At 65.7% G+C, this 14,620-nt stretch carries 16 protein-coding genes; 6 read left to right on the top strand and 10 right to left on the bottom strand.

Features of this window, described 5'->3' with window-relative positions:
• A partial coding sequence (locus tag WAO18_RS20130) for a hypothetical protein (RefSeq protein ID WP_422207996.1) occupies positions 1-609 on the bottom strand: 609 nt, incomplete at its 3' end.
• 327 nt (positions 610-936) lie between these two features.
• Here WAO18_RS20130 and WAO18_RS20135 point away from each other — a divergent pair.
• Positions 937-1,794: an SDR family oxidoreductase gene (locus WAO18_RS20135; RefSeq protein ID WP_422207997.1), complete on the top strand. Its 858-nt coding sequence runs from the start codon at positions 937-939 to the stop codon at positions 1,792-1,794.
• Here WAO18_RS20135 and WAO18_RS20140 read toward each other — a convergent pair whose 3' ends face one another.
• The 6 genes from WAO18_RS20140 to purT form a co-directional block, all read right to left on the bottom strand.
• Positions 1,795-2,130 (bottom strand): YnfA family protein, encoded by a 336-nt coding sequence (locus WAO18_RS20140; protein ID WP_422207998.1) that lies wholly within the window; start codon positions 2,128-2,130, stop codon positions 1,795-1,797.
• An 11-nt stretch (positions 2,131-2,141) separates the two neighbouring features.
• Positions 2,142-3,296, bottom strand: coding sequence for a cellulase family glycosylhydrolase (locus tag WAO18_RS20145; RefSeq protein WP_422207999.1), 1,155 nt, complete (start codon positions 3,294-3,296; stop codon positions 2,142-2,144).
• Positions 3,297-3,386: 90 nt separating this feature from the next.
• Positions 3,387-5,039: a hypothetical protein gene (locus WAO18_RS20150; protein WP_422208000.1), complete on the bottom strand. Its 1,653-nt coding sequence runs from the start codon at positions 5,037-5,039 to the stop codon at positions 3,387-3,389.
• A 215-nt stretch (positions 5,040-5,254) separates the two neighbouring features.
• The gene (locus tag WAO18_RS20155; RefSeq protein WP_422208001.1) at positions 5,255-6,493 is read right to left on the bottom strand and encodes an O-succinylhomoserine sulfhydrylase; all 1,239 of its coding nucleotides are present in this window, start codon (positions 6,491-6,493) and stop codon (positions 5,255-5,257) included.
• Positions 6,490-6,903, bottom strand: coding sequence for a rhodanese-like domain-containing protein (locus tag WAO18_RS20160; RefSeq protein WP_422208002.1), 414 nt, complete (start codon positions 6,901-6,903; stop codon positions 6,490-6,492). The genes WAO18_RS20155 and WAO18_RS20160 overlap by 4 nt, the downstream gene beginning before the upstream one ends.
• A 70-nt stretch (positions 6,904-6,973) precedes the next feature.
• Entirely contained in the window at positions 6,974-8,194 is a 1,221-nt protein-coding gene (gene purT, locus WAO18_RS20165) for a formate-dependent phosphoribosylglycinamide formyltransferase (RefSeq protein ID WP_422208024.1), read from the bottom strand.
• Between the two features lie 97 nt (positions 8,195-8,291).
• Between purT and WAO18_RS20170 the strand changes: the two genes are divergently transcribed.
• Both WAO18_RS20170 and WAO18_RS20175 read left to right on the top strand, forming a co-directional pair.
• Positions 8,292-8,750: a winged helix-turn-helix transcriptional regulator gene (locus WAO18_RS20170; protein WP_422208003.1), complete on the top strand. Its 459-nt coding sequence runs from the start codon at positions 8,292-8,294 to the stop codon at positions 8,748-8,750.
• Positions 8,751-8,842: 92 nt separating this feature from the next.
• Positions 8,843-9,673, top strand: a complete 831-nt coding sequence (locus tag WAO18_RS20175) for a class I SAM-dependent methyltransferase (RefSeq protein ID WP_422208004.1) — start codon at positions 8,843-8,845, stop codon at positions 9,671-9,673.
• 35 nt (positions 9,674-9,708) lie between these two features.
• On the opposite strand, the gene WAO18_RS20180 is transcribed toward WAO18_RS20175, so the two are convergent.
• The gene (locus WAO18_RS20180; RefSeq protein ID WP_422208005.1) at positions 9,709-10,356 is read right to left on the bottom strand and encodes a PaaI family thioesterase; all 648 of its coding nucleotides are present in this window, start codon (positions 10,354-10,356) and stop codon (positions 9,709-9,711) included.
• Complete coding sequence (locus tag WAO18_RS20185) at positions 10,353-11,651, bottom strand: adenylosuccinate synthase (RefSeq protein WP_422208006.1); 1,299 nt, start codon at positions 11,649-11,651, stop codon at positions 10,353-10,355. Before WAO18_RS20185 ends, WAO18_RS20180 begins: the two co-directional genes overlap by 4 nt.
• A 108-nt stretch (positions 11,652-11,759) precedes the next feature.
• Between WAO18_RS20185 and WAO18_RS20190 the strand changes: the two genes are divergently transcribed.
• The 3 genes from WAO18_RS20190 (at position 11,760) to WAO18_RS20200 (ending at position 14,105) form a co-directional block, all read left to right on the top strand.
• Complete coding sequence (locus WAO18_RS20190) at positions 11,760-12,368, top strand: peptidase M50 (protein WP_422208025.1); 609 nt, start codon at positions 11,760-11,762, stop codon at positions 12,366-12,368.
• Between the two features lie 9 nt (positions 12,369-12,377).
• Positions 12,378-13,157, top strand: a complete 780-nt coding sequence (locus WAO18_RS20195) for a site-2 protease family protein (protein WP_422208007.1) — start codon at positions 12,378-12,380, stop codon at positions 13,155-13,157.
• 63 nt (positions 13,158-13,220) lie between these two features.
• Positions 13,221-14,105 (top strand): cation diffusion facilitator family transporter, encoded by an 885-nt coding sequence (locus WAO18_RS20200; RefSeq protein ID WP_422208008.1) that lies wholly within the window; start codon positions 13,221-13,223, stop codon positions 14,103-14,105.
• A 7-nt stretch (positions 14,106-14,112) separates the two neighbouring features.
• Here WAO18_RS20200 and WAO18_RS20205 read toward each other — a convergent pair whose 3' ends face one another.
• Entirely contained in the window at positions 14,113-14,529 is a 417-nt protein-coding gene (locus tag WAO18_RS20205; RefSeq protein ID WP_422208009.1) for a DUF3151 domain-containing protein, read from the bottom strand.
• Positions 14,530-14,620: the final 91 nt, after the last annotated feature.

Genomic DNA, 14,620 nt, shown 5'->3' on the forward strand with positions numbered 1-14,620 from the left:
CAGCAGCTTGGTTCGGTAGTGCTCGGTGGGATAGGGCGTGGCCGGAATGGCAGCCACCACCGATCCAGAAGAACGCCAGCTGTTCAGGATCGCCGTGGCGGCCGTGCACATGCCGTACTGGAAATCGAGGATGACCATCATGTAGAAGCAGCTACGGGCCAGGGCGCTGGTGAGAAACGGGTTTCGGCCGGCGGCATCGGTAACCCAGCCGGCCTTCATTTCCAGAACTCCGTGTGGCACGCGGTTGGCGATCATCTGCCGGACGTCCTGCTGACCGGGCTGGCCCGCCCACTCATCGACCGCGTGCGAGTCGTCGGCGGAGCGCAGCGCCTTGGCCCGCAGACCGCCGACCACCTGTCCGGTGTCATCGACCACGGCGCAGAACATGATGGTGTCGTCGCCGTCGCGCAGCGCATCGACGTCAAGGGCGCTTTCCACGCCACGCTTGCGGTAGCTCCGAACGGCACCCGCCGAGTACTCGGCCCACAGTTCCGGGTCGGCAGATGGCTGGGAAACAATGAGCGTGCCCTCGATGTCGGCGTCGGGCCAACTGAAGCCTTGGCCGAGCGAGAAGGCTTCGACCGTTGAGCCCAGAGATGCGGGTTTCATCGGTCTCCTCTCGATCGGTATCAGACTGGAAATGGGTAAATCTTTAGTATTTCATTCATTTAGTATCATCTGCTGTTCTAGAAATACCAGACGGTATTGCTAAGCACAATAGGCAGTCTGTCTGACTTGTTAGACGAACAAAAGCTGAGGACTTGGTCTATAACTTGTCCGGCCCAGCGCTGCACAGACGCCTTGACCAGCGATGACTGGCCAGGGCAGGCGATGCATCCGACGGCCATGGCCCAGCCGCAGAGCCCTCACGCAGCACCTCTGCCCGGCGTCGCACGCTGGTTCCCCGCCAGACTTGACACCTGTAAAGTCCGTCGAATGGACAACATCAGGGGCAAGACCATCGTCATCACCGGCGCTGCCCGGGGGATCGGGTATGCGACCGCGCAAGCGCTGCTGGCGCGCGGCGCCCGCGTAATCATCGGCGACCGGGACCTCGATGTGCTCGAGAGTGCGGTCGCCGGCATCAGCAGCCTGGGCCAGGTGAGCGGCCATCCCCTCGACGTCACCGACAAGGAATCGTTCGCAGCTTTTCTCGACAAAGCCCGTGCCGACGGCGGCGGGCACATCAATGTGCTGATCAACAACGCGGGAGTGATGCCGGTAGGTCCGTTCCTCGAACAGTCGGCGCAGGCGATCCGCTCGTCCATCGAGGTGAATTTCTACGGTGTGCTGACCGGCTGTCAGCTGGTGCTGCCGGAGATGGTGAAACGCCGCAGCGGACACATCATCAACATCGCATCGCTGGCCGGCATGGTCGCCGTGCCTGGTCAAATCATCTATGCCGGAACCAAATTCGGGGTCGTCGGGTTGTCCACGGCGATGGCCGACGAGTTCGCCCCGCAGGGCGTCAAGGTCACCGCGGTGCTACCGACGTTCACCAACACCGAACTGATCTCGGGAACCTCTCCGTCGGCCGCACAGAAGCCGGTCGAGCCCGCAGAGATTGCCGCGGCGATCGTCAGAGTGCTCGACAAGCCGAAATCCCGGGTGTCGGTGCCTAGCTGGGGAAAGTCGTTCGCCGCTGTGGCCACCCTGCTACCGGACCGCGGTCGCCGCTGGCTCAACAAGAAGATGGGCAACGACACGGTGTTCCTCAATTTCGACACCGGTGCCCGTCGGACCTACGAGGGCCGCGCGCAGCACGCCACGGGCGTCGTCGAGCACAAGGAGTGATCAGCGCCCGCGCGGCGCGTACATGATCACGCCGACGCCGGCCAGGCATACCGCGGCGCCGATGATGTCCCATCGGTCCGGCCGAAATCCGTCCAGCGCCATGCCCCAGGCCAGCGATCCGGCCACGAACACCCCGCCGTATGCGGCCAGCACCCGACCGAACTGCGCGTCGGGCTGAAAGGTGGCGACGAAGCCGTAGCCGCCTAACGCGATGACGCCAATACCGGCCCAGATCCATCCACGATGCTCGCGGACACCTTGCCAGACCAGCCACGCACCGCCGATCTCGAACACCGCGGCGATGGCAAACAGCAGGATCGATTTGGCGACAGTCACCTCGATCCGACCTAGCCTGTCGCTGAGGCGCTCAAAGCTCTGATCGTTCGAGGTTCGCCGCCCTCGAACGGTGTTCCGTCCGGCCGAATCAGGTCGTGGAACCACACTTTGGGAACCGCTGTATACGGATGATTCCAGGATTCCCACGGAAAGTACGTCTGTGTCTTACCGGCCACCAGACCCCAGTTGATCGCACCGACGTTGTGCCGCTTGGCAACTGGCAGGATGCTCTCGATCGTGCTGCCCTGCGGCCGGGCCATGTATTCGGTACACAAGATGGGCCTGCCGTGGGGAGTGAGCTCACCGATGCGGGACTCGAACGTCGACGGCCCCGCGTATGAGTGAAAGCTGATCACGTCGGAGTTGGTCAGCTGAATGTTCTGGATCGTGTTGCGGCTGCCGGGATCTGCCCATTCACCGTCCCACACGCCACTGGTCAGCGGTTGGCGCGGATCGGCAGCGCGCGCCCAGGTGAACACCTGGGGAAGCAAGTCTGCCACTCGATCCAACTTGTCGCTGCGCTCGGAGCTACGGTACTGCGGGGCGGGGTTGTCCGGTTCGTTCCACACGTCCCAGCCCAAAACCCGGTCGTCATTGCGGAATTGGGTCAGCACGCCGGTGACATAGTCCTGCAGCGTGCGGGTGTAGCGCTTGTCGTCGATGCGTTCGGCCCCGGGACCCTGCACCCAGCCGGAGTTATGCACTCCAGGTGTCGGCGCATGCTGGCGACCCACTTGCGGATGCGGGTCCCAGCAGGAGTCGAACAACACGAACAGCGGCTTGATCCGATGGCGGGATGCGATGTTGACGAATTGCGCCAGACGCGTCTGGAAGCCGCGGGAGTCCTGGGCCCACAGTTGGTCATGAAGGAAAACCCGTACCGTGTTGAGCCCGTACAGCCGGGCCCAGCCGAGTTCGGTGTCGATGCGCCGCGGGTCGTAGGTTCCCGGCTGGAACATCTCGAGCTGGTTAATCGCGTTGGAGGTAATGAAGTTTGCGCCGACGGGCCAGCCCTGGGCCTGGTACCAACGGTTGGCCCGGTCGGCTGACCACCTACTCGATTCGGCAGACGCCCGCGGCGGCTCAGCGGAGGCGCGCGGGGAAGAGGCCATGGCAGTGCCTGCGGCCAATAGCAACGGCAGTTTCAGAACCGTACGGCGGTACACCAACTGACGATAAGTTCAGCACCGTGCTGTTCCCGGTATTCAATCAGCGCGTCGCGCTACTTTGTTGCGGGAATTGTTATCTCGCCGTCATCATCGCACCGAGGCGAGCATCCGCTCCAGGGTCAACGCTTGTGCTCCGGCCGACACGGACGTCGGCCCCGCGGTGGCGATCATCGCCCACCGGCCCGGCACGACGGCGACTTCCTCACAAGGCTGTTCGGCTGTCGAGAATTCCGCGACCAACGATCGGATCTTCTCCGCGCTCTCGGTCGCGTCCGGACTGAGCACGCGCGTCGCGGCCCCGACACCGCACTCGGGGTGACGCGCCATGAACTCGCGCAAGAACAATGCCCCGGTGACTTTCGGGTTGATGTCCTGCACCGCGGCAACGACGGTGTCGCCGAACACGCCACCCACCGTGCCGATGGCGAAATCGATCCCGCAGTGCAGCAGGCCCAATCGCTGATGGAGCTCGGTCATGGTCGTGCGCAGCCCGGTGTACAGGCCGGCGTCCAGACCCAGGTTCTCCCAATCCACAGCGCTGACAAAGATGTTGCCCTTCCAGGACGTGCCGCGCATAAATTGCAGGGTGAGCCCGTCCAGCAGCTCGCCCGAGCGCACATGTGCTGACGGCGTGGTCAGCACTCGCTCTCCGCCGACTTCTCTTTCGAAATACCTGACGTTCGCCTCGAGGACTTGGTCGCCGCCCAGCTTCCACGCGCTGGCGGCGAGCTCTTCCAATCGCGGCGCGTCGTCGAGTTCGATATTCGGCACGATCCGGCCGCCATTACCGCCGTCAGACGGCTTCAGGCAGGCGTGCGACAGCCCGTATCTGTCCCGCAGGAGCGCGCCCGCTCGGAGAAGATCGCGCACGAAATCGCAGCGATCTTCTTGCCATACAACCGAATAGCCGGGCAGCACGGGAAGTGGTGCCCCTAAGGCCTTGAATGCCTCGCTGGCCCGGTGCTCATGCTCGAGGATGACAGGACCCGGCTGACCGGCCACCTGGCTCTCCAGCCGCAGCGCGGCCTCGACCGTCGGATGCAGCATCCGCTTTCTGTTCCACACACCCAGGCGAAAATCGTTGGCGTCAACCCGGATTCGACCGAGCCCGGTAATCCGGGCCAGCCACGTCACGAAGAGCTGGAACTCAGGCTCAAAGTCGTACGGGCACACCACCGTTGACGGGTTCGCCCGCAGAAACTCGATGATCTGCCGCATCACCGGATCGCGGTCGCCGCCGTTGACCGCACGACGCAGCAGCGCCTGAGACATGTAGTAGTAGTCCGCATCCGGAAGTAGCAGGCGCTCAACGCCGCTCGCAGCGATACCGTGCCGCCACGGCTGGGTCCGTCCGATCACGAGATCGCCGCCGCGCGCCAGGTATAGACCACGGGTCTCGACGTATGTGGTGAGGTCCAACACCGGACGCCCCTCCACCATCGCGCTGAGGTCCGTCTCAAAGCTGTTGGCGTAGGGCGTGGTCGAATGCACCATCAAACGCGGCTGCAGGTCGCTTGGCGGAGAAAATTCGACATGTTCTCCGACCAGATCAGGAAGCTCTTCGGGTTCGATCGACAGCAACTTGCGAGTCGCGATGGCGAAGTCGGTTTCGTCGAATCTCAGCGGGCCCGCGTAGCTCTGCCACGGGATTTCTCGACCGTCGACGACCACGGCCCATTCATAGAAATCGCCGGTCAGCGGGTGAGGAGACGTCCGCGGCCGGCTGATGCTCGATATCACTCAAGTCTCTCCGTATCTGGCCCGGTTATGGGCAGGGCGTGGCAGACGTTGCGATACGCACCGTCGTACTGGTATCGACCGCGCCCACTATGGCGTTACTATCGCGCCGAAAATTCTTAGCAGACCAAACCGGTTGCAAAGACCAAACAACAGCAAGATGAATAACGGCGTAACGCGCAACAGTCACGGTATGCCGATCGATTCGATGATCGTTGCTAGCCCAGCGACTGCTCGAGATCGGCGATCAGGTCCTCGGTGCCCTCCAGTCCAACCGAGATGCGAACTACCCCATCGCCCAATCCAATAGCGGCGCGCCCTTCGGGCCCCATGGCGCGATGCGTCGTGGTCGCCGGATGCGTGACAAGAGATTTCGAGTCGCCCAGGTTATTGGAAATATTGATCAGCTGCATTTTGTCCAGCACTTCGAAAGCACGTTGTTTGGCTGCGCTGTCCGGGACGTCGAGTTCGAAGGTGACCACGGTGCCGCCGCCCGACATCTGGCGCTTGGCCAGGTCGTACTGCGGGTGAGAGGTCAGGAACGGATATCGGACCCACCGCACTGCGGAGTGACCTTCCAGATATTCGGCGATTCGCTGGGCTGAAGCATTCTGGTAGTCGACCCGAACTGCAAGCGTTTCAAGGCCTTTCAGCATCACCCAAGCGTTGAAGGCACTCATCGCGGGTCCGGTGTGGCGCATCAGCTTCTGTACCGGGCCGTCGACGTATTCCTTATCGCCGAGGATGGCACCGCCGAGCACCCGGCCCTGGCCGTCAATGTGCTTGGTGCCAGAGTAGACCACTACGTCGACGCCGAGCGGAAAACCCTGCTGCAGCAATGGAGTCGCAAAAACGTTGTCCAGCACCACTTTTGCTCCGGACGCGTGAGCCAGCTCGGTGACCGCGGCGATGTCGACCAGCGACTGCATCGGATTCGATGGCGTTTCGAAGAACACCGCCTGGGTCGGAACGGAAAGTGCCTTCTCCCATTGAGATAGGTCGTCGCCGTCGACGAAGACGGTCTCGACACCCCAACGCGGCAGAATCTCACTGCACACCACGAAACACGACCCGAAGAGGCTGCGCGCTGCCACCAGCCGGTCACCGGCGGCCAGCAGCGCCCCCAACGAGGTGAACACCGCGGCCATCCCGCTCGCGGTTGCGAAGGCGGCAGGAGCGCCCTCGATCAGGCGCAGGCGTTCCTCGAACATGGTGATCGTCGGGTTGCCGTACCGCGAGTAGACGTAGCGATCGACCTCGCCGGTGAACGCCTGCTCGGCCTCGGCGGAGGACCCGTAGACGTAGCCCGACGCCAGGTACAGGGCTTCGGCGGTCTCCTCGAACTGCGACCGCAGGATGCCGCCACGCACACCGATCGTCGCTTGGCTGACGCCGTCGGGCAGGGGCTCTGGCCGGCGGACCGAAGGCACCTGCTCCGGATCGCCGCCGGAGTTCATGTCTGCTTCCACGGCAAACCGATTGCCCGCCAGCCGCTTCCGCCGCGATGACTGTTGCCGTCCAGTTGACCTTCGAACCCGTCGAGCACGTTATAGGAGGGGGCGATGCCGGCATCGGTGGCGGCCTCGGCCGCACCGATCGAGCGGTTACCGGAGCGACACAGGAACACCACCGGGCGGTCGTCGCGGGCCGGGACGTGCTCCAAGAGTTCGCCCACAAAGTTCTCGTTGGGCTTGCCGTCGGCAGCGTTCCACTCGATGTACACCACATCGCGGCCCAGGCTGGCCAGGTCGGGCACGCCGACGAATCGCCATTCGGCATCGGTGCGGACGTCGACCAGAACCGCCTCCGGGTTCTCGCTGAGCATCTTCCATGCCTGCTCGGGGGTGATATCTCCTGCGTAGCTCACCCGCGTGAGTCTCGCATACTCGGCTGGGAGGCCGCTGGCGGGGAAGCCCCGGCATCCACGTCGCGGCGGACTACCAGAGCCGTCGCAGCGCGGTCGACACCTCACGCGCGTGGCTGCGCGCGGCAGTCACGTCCGCGGCCGTGACGACCGCGGCCCCTAGCGGGCGGCGACCTTCGGGCTCGTCGCGGGTGAACACGCGCACGTCGCTCTCGGGCCCGCGCATCGCCTCGGCCAGCACTCCACCGGGCGGCGGCCCGTTGACCGCGCCGCCGGTGCCGGCGTAGATCACTTCCGCGGCGCCCGGTGAAATCATGATCGTGTCGACCGGTAGTCCAAGGATCGCCCGGGCCTGCAGCTCGAATTCCGAAAGCCGTTGCGTGCGCGTGGTGACCAAGCCACTCTCGAACGGCCGGGCGGTGACGTCGCTGAAATACACCTCGTCCCCGCGGACCATTACCTCCACCGCGAACACGCCGCGACCGCCCAGCGCCTTGACGATACGAGCGGCGATCGATCTGGCGGCGTCCAGCGCGGCGGGCGTCATGTCCTGCGGCTGCCAGAACTCCTGCACGTCACCGATGGCTTCGCCGTGACCGATCGGCGCGCAGAAGTCGAGCGTCGGCCCCGTCGGCCCGGTGCTGCGGACCGTGAGCAGGGTGACGTGGAAGTCGACCTCGACCGGAGTCTCGGCCACCACCCGGTTGTGGGCCAGCCGGCCTCCCGCGGACACTGCCCGCTGCCAGGCCGACTCGAGATCGCCGGGCAGCAGTACCACCGACTGTCCCTCGCCGCCGGCTGTTGCCACCGGTTGCACCCGCAGCGGGTAGCCGGCGTGGTCGGCTATGGCGTGCAGCTCATCGAGCGAGCCGGCGAACCAGAACGGCGCGGTGGGCAGGCCCAGGTCGTCGGCGGCCAACCGGCGCATGCCCTCCCGGTCGGCGGTCAGCCGGGCGCAGCGGGGGGTGGGGACCACTTCGGCGGCACCGGCTTCGGCCACCGCGATCAACGCGTCGACGGCGACCGCGTCCGAGGCCGTCACCACGAAATGCGGGTGTAGCCGCCTGATCGCCGCACCCAGCTCGTCGGCGTCGGTCATGTTGATCACCAGCGACTCGTCGGCCACGCCGTGCGCCGGCGCATCGGCATACCGCTCGACGGCAATCACATGGGCGCCGAAGCGCTGCAGGGCGATCGCCAGCTCGCGGCTGAACTCGCCAGAGCCCAGCAGCATGACGGTGGTGCGGTGGGTATCGCCATGCTTCGACTCGTTGTGCGGCTTGCCGTCAGCCACCCGTTCACCTTCTCCCGTAGTCACGGTCCTCAAGGATAGGTCGGCGGACCAGCCGAAGTTGAAATGTAACTTGCGTGATGCAAGTAATATGGCAGCCATGCTTCCCCGTATTTACGAGCATCAGGTCTGCTCGATCGCCCGCAGCCTGGAACTGATCGGCGACCGGTGGACGTTGCTGATCGTTCGTGACGCCTTCCGGGGGGTACGGCGCTTCGACGATTTTCGCGCCGGGCTGGGCCTGGCGCACAACGTGCTGAGCGATCGGCTGTCGCGGTTGACCGAAGCCGGGGTTTTTGAACGGCGTCGCTACCAGGAGCGGCCCGATCGCTACGATTACCACCTCACCGAGCAGGGTCGAGACTTGTGGCCGGTATTGATGTCCCTGCTGTTCTGGGGCGATAGCTACCTCGCCCCGGACGGTCCTCCGCAGATCCCGCGGCACCGGGGCTGCGGCGGTCGTCTCGACAGGCAACTCCACTGCGCTGAGTGCGGCGCCTCGCTGGGGCCCAGGGATGTGGACCTGACGCCCGGGCCAGGTGCCGCGCAGGGCGCGTAAGACCCCTGGTCCGGTTCCGGCCGGGTCTATTGCATCATGCAACCGACTGTGGATAGAGTGGCTTTCATCATGCAATCGACCGGGAGGTAGTTGTGACCCTCGACCAAGTGCCGTCCACCGCCAGCACATATCTGCTGGGCCATGAGGACGCCGAAGTCCGGCGGCTGCTGCTGCAAGCCCGGCTGTACGACCCCTACACCGAACAAGCGCTGCGCCTCGCAGGTCTGCAGCCGGGGATGCGGGTGCTCGACGTGGGTTGTGGACCCGGCGATGTATCGTTCGTGGCCGCACGGCTGGTCGCGCCCGCGGGATCGGTGCTCGGCATCGACGCCGCCGAGATCATCGAGCTTGCCCGCACGCGCGCCGCCGAGCAGGGCCTCACGTCAGTCCGATTCGAGCAGACCACAATTGGCGACCTCACCCTCGACGAGCCCGTCGACGCCGTGATCGGGCGGTTGATTCTGATGCATCTACCCGACCCGGTTGCGACCCTGCGTCAGTTTGCCGGCCTGGTTCGGCCGGGTGGGGTGATCGCGTTTTCCGAATTCGACATGAGTGGGGCGCGTGGCGTGCCCGACCTTCCGCTCTGGCGGGCAGCGAGGGACACGATCATGGAAACGTTTACCGGCATGGGCCTCGACCCTACGTTCGCCGCGAGACTGCCCTCGCTGTTCCAGCAGGCCGGGTTACGTGCACCGCAGTTGGCGCTCGGCGGTCCGGTGGGCGGAGCTGACCACGCCGAGCTCGTGGCCTTCGTCGTCGAGGTCTTGAGGTCGCTGCTGCCGGCCCGCGAAAAGCTGGGGTTGGTCAGCGATGACTTCGCCGATCTGGACGCGCTCCTGCCGCGGCTACGCAAGGAAGTCGCCGACGCCGACGGAGTGGTGACGACCCCGGCCTTGATCACCGCCTGGAGTGTGGTCTAGCCCGCAACGATGCAAACCGCGCAGCGGCGAACGGGCTAAGGCTGACCCGGCAGCAACCGGATCATCAGGCCGTTGGCCTCGGCCAGCAGCGTGTCGCCGTCGAGTAGTTCGCCGCGGACAAACGCCTTGCGGCCCTCGGTCGCGGCGACGTGGCCCTGGACGACCAACGGTGTGTCGATCGGGGTGATCTTGCGGTAGTCGACGTGCAGGAAGCCGGTGCGGCTGATCGGCCGGGCGGCGGCGTGCACGACCATTCCGAAGACGTGATCGAACAGCAGCGGGAGTACACCACCGTGGACCGCATCGTTGCCGCCGACATGGAACCGGGTGAAGTGGCCGCGCATCTCCACGCCGTCCGGATCGAACCTGCTCATCGTCCACGGCGGCAACAGCAGGCTGCCCATCCCGGGCAATTGCGGCGATCGGCCGGCCGGGGCCTGGCCTTCGGGGGCCGTGAACGGGGCGAGCTGGGCCGCCAGCGTTTCGGCGTGCTCGGCCGCGTCGTCCCAGACGTCGTCGCTGGGGTCGGCGGACACCGCCAGATCCTGCAACCGCCGCATGGCTGCCACGAAACGACCGAAACCCGGGCCCGGGCTGGCGGCGCCGTATTCCGGGAAACCGCCGTGATGGTCGTAGTCGGGGTCGGGGTCGAGTTGTTGTGGGCTCTGCGAGGAATCGGTCACGGGCGAGCCGCCAGAACGTCGCGGCGCACGATGGTCTGCTCGCGGCCCGGCCCGACTCCGATGCACGAAATATGCGCTCCGCCAAGCTCTTCCAGTCGCAACACGTAGTCACGCGCCTTGGCAGGCAGGTCATCGAATTCGCGCGCCTCCGAGATGTCTTCCCACCAGCCCGGCAGTTCCTCATAGATGGGTTCGGCGCGGTCCAAATCGCTTTGGGTCATCGGCATCTCGGACATCTCTTTGCCATCGACGCGGTAGCCGACGCACACCGGGACCGTTTCCAGGCTGGACAGCACATCGAGCTTGGTCAGGAAGTAGTCGGTGATCCCGTTGACCCGGGTGGCGTAGCGGGCGATGACGGCGTCAAACCAGCCGCAACGCCGGCGCCGGCCGGTGGTTACACCGAACTCGCCACCGGTCTTGGACAGGTATTCGCCGTTCTCGTCGAACAGTTCGGTGGGGAACGGGCCAGAGCCGACCCGGGTGGTGTACGCCTTGAGGATCCCAAGCACGGTGGTGATCCGGGTCGGACCGATACCGGAGCCGACCGCCGCGCCGCCCGCCGTCGGATTCGATGACGTCACATAGGGATACGTCCCGTGGTCGACGTCGAGCAATGTACCCTGCGAACCCTCCAGCAACACGGTCTCGCCGCCCTCCAGAGCGGTGTTGAGCAGCAGCCGGGTGTCGGCGATGCGGTGCCGGAATCCCTCGGCTTGTTCGAGCAGAACTTCGACCACATGCGCGGCATCGAGGGCCTTGCGGTTGTAGATCTTGACCAGGATCTGATTCTTGAGCTCCAGCGCGGCCTCGACCTTGTGGGTCAACACATCCCGGTCGAGCACATCGGCGACCCGGATCCCGATGCGGGCGATCTTGTCCTGGTAGCACGGTCCGATGCCACGACCGGTGGTGCCGATCTTCTTGCTGCCCATGTAGCGCTCGGTCACCTTGTCGATGGCCACGTGATACGGCATCAGCAGGTGCGCGTCGGCGGAGATCAACAGCCGCGACGTGTCGACGCCGCGGTCCTCGAGGCCCTTGAGCTCGTCGAGCAGCACGCCAGGATCGACCACGACACCGTTGCCGATGACGTTGGTGACGCCGGGCGTCAGGATGCCCGACGGGATGAGATGAAGGGCGAAGTTCTCGCCGGTGGGTAGTACGACGGTGTGTCCGGCGTTGTTGCCGCCTTGGTAACGCACCACCCAGTTGGTGCGGCCGCCGAGCAGGTCGGTGGCCTTGCCCTTGCCCTCGTCGCCCCATTGGGCGCCGATCAGGACGATTGCCGGCATGGCATTTCTCCCACTCATATCTGCCGCTTATTGTGGTCCAGCCGGTGACCCACACTATCTCAGCCGTTTGCGAGGAGGCCCGTGAACGCCCCCGACATCGCCGTGCTGATGTTCGATGGCCGTCGGGTGCCGCGTGCATTGCGAACTCTGCCCGTCATTGAGCCCGGCGACATCGACGCGGCGCTCAATTCGGCGCGGCGGGTGGTGGTGGTCGGCGCCGATGCCGACCTGGCATCCGTGCTGACCCGGCTGCTGCGCGCCGAGCTGCTCGACGTCGAGGTGGCATACGTCCCGCGCCGCCGCACCCCAGCCACCCGGGCCTACCGTTTGCCGTCCGGTCGTCGGGCGGCCCGGCGGGCGCGAGGCGGATCGACGCAGCGGGTACCGCTGATTCGCGACGAGACCGGGTCCGCGATCGTCGGCGCAGCCGAATGGGGACCGGCCGGCGATGCGCCGCTGCTGCACGGCGAGGCCGTCGTCGATGACGCGGTGCTGTTCGACGGCGACGCGCCAGGCGTGCGGATCGAGCCGACGACAGCGCTGCCCGGGTTACGGGCTCGCCTGACAGGAGGCCGGTCACGCCGCTGGCTGGCCGGTCGGGCCGCCCAGCTGGGCGGCGTCGGGATATCCGTGGTTCGCGATGGCGTCGTTGCGCCACGGTCCACCCGGCGTTCAACGATCTACCGGCACACCGAGGGTTGGTTGTTGGTCCGGTAGTTTCGTCGGGTGAGCGCCCGTGACTTGAATCAGTCGGTACGGCCCAGTCCGGTGTTCTTGGCCATCGTCGGTCTGACCGTGTTGGGCGGCGGGCTCGCCTACTGGGACGGCGCTGAAGTGGGTTCGCTGGCCTACATCTCAGTGTTCGTCTTCGTGATCGCCGGCTGGGTGGTGTCGCTGTGCCTGCACGAGTTCGGTCACGCCTTCACAGCCTGGAAATTCGGCGATCGCGACGTCGCGCTGCGGGGCTACCTGGACCTGAACCCGCGGCGCTACAGCCACCCGGTGCTGTCGATCGTTTTGCCCATCGCGATCACGGCGATCGGCGGGATCGGCTTGCCGGGCGCGGCGGTGTACGTGCGGACCTCGTTCATGACCGCCAAGCAACGCACGCTGGTAAGCCTGGCCGGACCGACGGCGAACCTGCTGCTTGCGGTGCTGCTGCTCGGGTTCACCAGTGTCTACTTCGACCCGATGCACCCGATCCTGTGGGCCGGGGTGGCGTTCTTGGGTTTCCTGCAGATCACCGCGCTACTGCTGAACATGCTGCCGATCCCCGGCCTGGACGGCTACAGCGCACTCGAGCCGCACTTGAGTCCGGAGAACCAGCGTGCGCTCGAGCAGTTCAAGCCCTATGGCTTCCTGCTGTTGTTCCTACTGTTGCTCGCGCCGCCGCTGAACCAATGGTTCTTCGGGATAGTCGAATGGTTCTACCAGCTTTCCGATGTCGCGCCGGAGTGGGCGTACGCGGGCATGCACCTGACCCGATTCTGGAACGCCTGGTTATAGCCCGCAGTCGGCGCGTGGAACTGGTCTTGCAATACATGCGTGACTCCGCATATATTGCTGCCTATGGGTGCAGGCCATGATCATGCGAGCCCCGGCACCCCCGCACCCCGGCTGGCGATAGCCACCGCGCTGCTCGGCGCCTTCTTCATCGTCGAACTGAGCACGGCGCTGATCATCGGCTCAATCTCATTGCTGGCCGACGCCGGGCACATCCTGACCGACGTCGCTGCCACCTTCATGGGCCTGTGTGCGGTCATCCTCGCCCAGCGCGGCAGCAGGTCGCCGGCCCGCACCTATGGCTGGCATCGCGCCGAGGTATTCACCGCCGTCGCCAACGCCGTACTGCTGATCGGGGTCGCCACGATCATCCTTCGCGAAGCGATCGGGCGGATCGGCCAAGCGCCCGAGGTGCCGGGCATCCCGATGGTCGTGGTGGCGCTGACCGGACTGGCCACCAACGTCGCGGTCGCGCTGCTGCTGCGATCGCAGTCGACCGAGAGCCTGGCCGTCAAGGGCGCCTATATGGAGGTGCTCGCCGACATGGGCGGCAGCGTCGGGGTGCTGATCGCCGGTCTGGTCACCATCACCACCCACTGGCCCTACGCCGACGTGGTGGTCGCCGTCCTGGTGGCGCTGTGGGTGTTGCCCCGGGCGTTGTCCCTTGCCGCCGGCGCACTGCGCATCCTGTCCGAAGCGTCGCCCAGCCACATCGACGTCGACGAACTACGGGCCGCACTGGCGGCGGTCGACGGCGTGAGCGAGGTGCATGATCTGCACGTCTGGACGTTGGTGCCCGGCAAGGACATGGTGACCGCACACCTGGCCAGCTGCGACAACTCAGTGCGGGTTCTTCACCACGCCCAGGCGGTCCTGGCCGCGCGTGGACTCGAGCACGCGACCATCCAGATCGAGCCGCCGGACGCCGGCGACTGTGCGCCCGACTTCTGACGGCGGGTCAGCTCAGGCCCAGGCCTGCCCGGGCGCCCGGGTCGCAATCGTCGAGCAAGTCCAGGCACCGCGCCTGCTCGTCGGGCTCACCGATAGCGTCGGCAGCCCGTGCCAGCGCCGCCACGCAGCGCAGGAAACCCCGATTGGGCTCATGCGAAAACGGCACCGGACCAAAGCCTTTCCAGCCGTTGCGACGCAACTGGTCCAGGCCGCGGTGATATCCGGTCCGGGCGTAGGCGTAGGCGGTGATCGCCTTGTCGTCGGCCAGCGCGTCTTCGGCCAGCGCCGCCCAGGCGACCGAGGCCGATGGGTGTGCGGCAGCGACCGCGGCCGGGTTGTCACCGGCATCCAATTGGGCTTCGGCATCGGGGTCGCCGGGCAATAAGGTCGGATCGGGTCCCAGCAGATCGTGCATCGGCGTCATGGCGCTATTGTGCCGTGCGACGATGACGCCGTCACGCCGGACCCGGCGCCGGGTCGCTAAGCTTCGATAGGTACTTCGAGACCGAACAGGA

The organism is Mycobacterium sp., assembly GCF_049278535.1.
Classification (GTDB): Bacteria; Actinomycetota; Actinomycetes; order Mycobacteriales; family Mycobacteriaceae; genus Mycobacterium.

Bases quoted from the DNA above. Each gene is read 5' to 3' on its own strand.
- WAO18_RS20185 (WP_422208006.1), bottom strand. From the start codon at position 11,651: ATGCCGGCAATCGTCCTGATCGGCGCCCAATGGGGCGACGAGGGCAAG.
- WAO18_RS20200 (WP_422208008.1), top strand. From the start codon at position 13,221: ATGGGTGCAGGCCATGATCATGCGAGCCCCGGCACCCCCGCACCCCGG.
- WAO18_RS20170 (WP_422208003.1), top strand. From the start codon at position 8,292: ATGCTTCCCCGTATTTACGAGCATCAGGTCTGCTCGATCGCCCGCAGC.
- WAO18_RS20205 (WP_422208009.1), bottom strand. From the start codon at position 14,529: ATGACGCCGATGCACGATCTGCTGGGACCCGATCCGACCTTATTGCCC.
- WAO18_RS20190 (WP_422208025.1), top strand. From the start codon at position 11,760: ATGTTCGATGGCCGTCGGGTGCCGCGTGCATTGCGAACTCTGCCCGTC.
- WAO18_RS20135 (WP_422207997.1), top strand. From the start codon at position 937: ATGGACAACATCAGGGGCAAGACCATCGTCATCACCGGCGCTGCCCGG.
- WAO18_RS20155 (WP_422208001.1), bottom strand. From the start codon at position 6,493: ATGAACTCCGGCGGCGATCCGGAGCAGGTGCCTTCGGTCCGCCGGCCA.